Here is a 5022-nt window from a genome sequence, read left to right as displayed (position 1 = left end):
CATTGGGTTCTAGTTGGATCAGTTACACCATTACTAGTTACAAGGTCATACGTGGGATAAATAAAGGCATTGTAATTCATATACAGTAGCCATATTACCTTTTCTATGAAATCTCTAGTTGTCATTAACTCATTTGGACTGAACTTAAACAATCGATTTATACTTCCTTTTACGATTGTCTGCATATCATTTCCGTCCATTCTGATATGCTTTGGTTGTAACTTACTGCATTCAGTAGCGATACAATCAATTGCTGATTGCACAACATCAGAAGCATAAATATCCGTTCCGAATTGACTAAAAATAGGTGTGTAACCATTTAAAAGTTTAGCTTGCTGAATATACTTATTATTCTTGTTTAAAAATCCTTTCATCGAATCTAATAACCCCAATTGATCACCTCCTAACTAGCTAACCATTTGTAAATACTCGGTTTTATATCTCTGATAAATGGCATAAAGAATAATGAGTGTCACCGCACCGTCTATTCTTCTATTTTGTTGATCTTGAACCTTTACAGGCATGATGCGACCAAAGTTATCTATCTTCAATGCTGTATTTCCAAGATTCCATTTTGTTACTGAATTGTTGTTGTAATTGATTAGCTTACTTCTCAGGTCGGCTTCAACTAATTTCATTGGATTAGATAAGTTGTTAAAATCCATACCTACCTTTTCAGTTTCATATCCAATGTCCTCCATTTCTTTGATGAAGTATTTAGCGTTCCAGTTGTCGTAACCAACTTTATACACTCTGATCCCATACTGCTTATATAGTAAGACAAACCATGCTGTAATTAAGGAGTAGTCATTCTCATTACCTGGACATATTTCAATCAAACCTTCTTTGGCCCACTGCAAATAATTTTTTCTATCTTCCAGAGTTCCTTGTTCCACTTTAGATTCAGGAATAAAATATTTTGTTAAAATGTACTTTTTTTGACTATCTGGTCGCATAATTAACACCTTGGCACAAGATAAGTCTGTCGTTTCTGAAAGATCCACCGCACCGAGTCCTATACAACCTCTTAAATCTTCTATATCAAAAGTAGATTCATTCACAACTTCATTTTCAGTTAGCCATGCCGTCGCATTATTTTGTTTGATGTTAAAATCTTTAGCCAACATAAAAACACGCTCGGCTTTATCGTGCTGCGCCTTGCGTATTTGATCTTTGATATATTTCTTTTTCTTGATGGTTCCTAAACTTGGATTCGACTTTTCCCATGACCTTTCATCTTGCCATATTTCATTTTCACTATCTTGCGTGTAGAGCCATGAAAGCAAGGTAGCATCTTCTAATTCCTTGTTAAGCACTTTCCTAGCATATTTCAACTCATCATCAAGATAACCGTCATTCACAAAACCCTCGGTTGTAATATTTATAAACCAAGGTTCGTCTTTTGTGGACTGTGATTGATCTATGGACTTTGCAATTGTGTTATCTTCCATCTCATTACTTTCATCTAAGATGGCTCCATCAATATTACGACCTTCTTTGTTTCTGGTACGGTCAGATATTTTAAAAATCTTACTTTTATTTTTGAGATTAAAAATCCCCTTTAAATTTTTATGTGTCCTTTTCCCTTTAGGATCAAATTGTTCTCTCATGTTGTTAATTTCTTCAAAGATGATATTAGCTTGTGCATCATCATTAGAAGAACATACAATATCATTGCCACCTGTGCCAATCATGAGTTCTGTTAAACCAATAGCAGCGCAAACCGTTGACTTCCCATTTTACGAGCGATTAAAAGAATAGCCTTTTTAAACCTTCTCAGATTGTCTTTAGGTGGTTCTTCTTCGTAGTAATCATAGTAACCCTCATAGCTCCATTTAAACGAATAAAAAGCCTCAACAAAGGCTTTCTCCCAAAGTTCTAATATGAATGGTTGACCGTAAAAAGGTGATTTTGTATGTTTACAAAAATTCTCTATAAATTGAATCCTAAAGGCTGCATCTTTATTGTCATACACATATGCAGGACTGTTTAAATCTTCTATAAGTAAATCTAATTGTGTGATTAACTCTTGCCCTGCTATGATTTCTTTACTTTTTATTTCGTTATAGTATGCAAGCAAGTACGAGTGTCTTTCGTTTATTGTGTTTGTAGTTAAATCATGCATTCTTCCTCATCTCTTCCAAAATTTTATTATATTCTTCATCGTCTTCTGCTGTATTTCTCATTAACACACCACTCAACGTTTTAATGACCACACAATAATCTTTGACACTCTTTGAATACTGTTTCGCTGATTCTGTAGGTTTTTGAAGTTCAGGATGTTCAGGATGGACTTTAACCATGCCTGTTTGAGTAATGATTTGTTTTAATACATGATTCTCTGATCTCAAAAATGCTGCATCTTCAATAAGACCCTCAACTAGTTTCCTTTTTGATTCCTCAACATCTTCAAATATCTCATTTAACTTAGATAGTTCTCGTTTATAAATTTCACTTTTTGACACAATTCAAAAAACCTCCAACCATTTTCAAAATTTTCGGTTCATGTGAAAAATAGGTCCACAGTACGGTCTTCTAGGTTTTTATTCATCAAATTGAATAGGGGGGGTATTGTATTAATAACTAATTCCAGTTCCTCCTAAACTTACTATGTCCCGTTAAATTCCTTGTTACCTCTTAAAAAACTTTTATCACAAGACCCTTCACAAAGCCCATCAGGTTTACTTGAATTACATTTATTTTCATCAATTGCAATATTTTCAACTTCTAATGAATTATTTTGAATGTCTAGAATGTTACCAGATAAGCAGTTAGAGCGGATGCCAAAGAAATCAGCATCTGTTTCTTCAATGATGATTCCAGCTTCTTGATTGTTTTCTATACAATTATGATCTATAATGCTATCAAGATCAGATGTTTCATTCACTTGAATTCCATTCCCTTTGTTTAACTGACAAATATTCAGAACGACTACATTGTCTTCTTCATTTATTTCAATACCATCCCCTTCATTTTTGTTACATATATTCCCCCAAATTATATTATCAGTATCTGCACTAATGATACCATTTAATGAATTTCCAATTACTTTATTACGAAATAAAAAATTAACCTCCTCTATGGTAAAATAACCGTTTCCTTTATTTCTCAAAGCACAGTTTCCGATACATAAATTGGAATCGTCTAACACAAAGCCATTCATACTATTCTCTTTAGCTTCGTTAAATAACAGTAAATTCCCATCTTCTATAAGAAAACCATTATTACGATTTTTATTTGCATTACATCGAATGAAGTAATTTAAATTACTATCAAATCCATTAAATCCATTTTCCTTGTTCATTGTTGCTTTACATTCATTAAAAAAAGTAAGGTCAATTCCACTTCTAGTGATAATAAATCCATCTTGCTTATTATTTTTTGATATAACTCTATCTATTGAATTTGATTCACCATCGATAACAACACCATTGGATCCAAAGTTTTGAACGGTTAAATTTTCTATTGAATTCAGAAAGTTGTTTATAAAAATACCGTCTCCTTCAATATTTGTACCATCAATGATGGTTTTACACATATCTGCCCCTACAATTCTGAGACGTTCTTGTTCAACATAAATTGGCTCATTAAATACTCCAACCCCAATGTTGATTTGAAAGCCATCTGGCGCATCATCTATAGCTTGTTGAATGGATTCACCTTCCTGTACATCGATGGCATCATTTCTTTCACATAATCCTAAAGGCATACTTGTTTCACAATCGTTGTCTGCAAAAGTACAATCTTCCACCATATCTTCTACGAAGATGTCCGGTGAGTTTCCTTTTAAACAATTAGAACGAAAGGCAGTTTCATCTCCTGCAATACGAATTCCAGCTAATCCATTGTTCTTTATGATGTTTCGATCAATCACATTTTCAAAATCTTCCACTCGAATTCCGTTTTCTTTATTGTTTGCAATTACATTTTTTATGATCCTTGCACCATCATCCATTACTAATATCCCATTCAATCCATTATTTTTGCTGACATTATCAAATACTAATACTTCGACATCTATTACAAAACCGTTTCCTTTGTTTTCGATTGATTTGTTAAACCCATAAAAATTATTAGATGAAAAACTACCATCGCTAAAACCGTTGCCACCATTTTTGATAGCAACACTGGAAATAATGTAAGAGAAATTCCCCTCATTATGAAATCCATCTTGTATGTTTTTTTGAGCCAAACAACAGTGTATTAAATTTAACACTTCTGACTCTATAAAAATCCCATGAGATCGATTTCCAATTATTTTACAATGTAAAATTAAATTAAAAGAATTATCTATATTGATTCCATTCTCACCGTTTTCATTGCTTTCACATTGGATCACGATGTTACTACTATCTGATATGTCAATCCCATGTCTTCCATTATTTAATATTTGAACTTTATGAATAATATTCAAATCATCATTTATTTCAATCCCAGAACCACTGTTGAAATTCTGAACCGTTAAGTCTTCAATAGTGACTAAGAAACTATTGATCGTAATACCAGATGTTCCTGCACCTTCCCCTTCAATGATCGTTTTTCCTTTACCTACTCCAATAATGCGTAATCCTTCTATGTCAATGGTAAGCGATTCAGGGAAATTCCCTTCTCCAACTCTAATGGTATCGTAAGGCTTTGAATCTGCTAGTGCATCATTAATTGTTGGGAACTCAGAAGTAGGAACTTTGCGTACTGTCATAACTTGTTCATCCTTTCTAGCTTAAGATTATTGTTAAATGCATTATATTCAGGATGAACGGATAACGTATGGACGAATGTGTAGAAATTTATAAAATTCACATTGTAGGTGATTCAGTTAATCCCAGCTTTTTTAGTCACAATTAAAACTTTAAATAGGTCCAATTCCTGCACTATCTCCATCCTTATAGACTTTACCATCATGAACTAATCCAGCTATACATGTCATAGTTCTTCCTCTTCAGGTGTTTGAATCAATGTAACACTTAATACTTCTCGTGAATTAAAAGTATTTTTTGCATCAACGAAGGAAACATGATTAGG

5 protein-coding genes are annotated in these 5022 nt (G+C 33.1%); all 5 read right to left on the bottom strand.

Translation table 11 applies throughout. The features are described 5' to 3' along the window. Positions 1-392: phage portal protein (locus ERL59_RS00690; RefSeq protein ID WP_201763435.1), on the bottom strand; the 392-nt coding region annotated here is incomplete at its 3' end. A gap of 15 nt (positions 393-407) precedes the next feature. Then, positions 408-1694 carry a terminase TerL endonuclease subunit gene (locus ERL59_RS00685; protein WP_201763436.1) on the bottom strand — a complete coding sequence of 429 codons (1287 nt, stop codon included), beginning with the start codon at positions 1692-1694 and terminating at the stop codon, positions 408-410. 8 nt (positions 1695-1702) lie between these two features. Next, positions 1703-2125 carry a hypothetical protein gene (locus tag ERL59_RS20655; RefSeq protein ID WP_201763434.1) on the bottom strand — a complete coding sequence of 141 codons (423 nt, stop codon included), beginning with the start codon at positions 2123-2125 and terminating at the stop codon, positions 1703-1705. Continuing rightward, on the bottom strand, positions 2118-2465 hold the full coding sequence (locus ERL59_RS00680) for a hypothetical protein (protein ID WP_160643482.1): 348 nt from the start codon (positions 2463-2465) through the stop codon (positions 2118-2120). The genes ERL59_RS20655 and ERL59_RS00680 overlap by 8 nt, the downstream gene beginning before the upstream one ends. A 143-nt stretch (positions 2466-2608) precedes the next feature. Continuing rightward, positions 2609-4699: a right-handed parallel beta-helix repeat-containing protein gene (locus tag ERL59_RS00675; RefSeq protein ID WP_160643480.1), complete on the bottom strand. Its 2091-nt coding sequence runs from the start codon at positions 4697-4699 to the stop codon at positions 2609-2611. Positions 4700-5022: the final 323 nt, after the last annotated feature.

The organism is Chengkuizengella marina (assembly GCF_009910845.1).
Taxonomy (GTDB): Bacteria; Bacillota; Bacilli; order Paenibacillales; family KCTC-33759; genus Chengkuizengella; species Chengkuizengella marina.
Note: the sequence above shows the minus strand (reverse complement) of the source record. Positions and strands in the feature narration are given on the sequence as shown.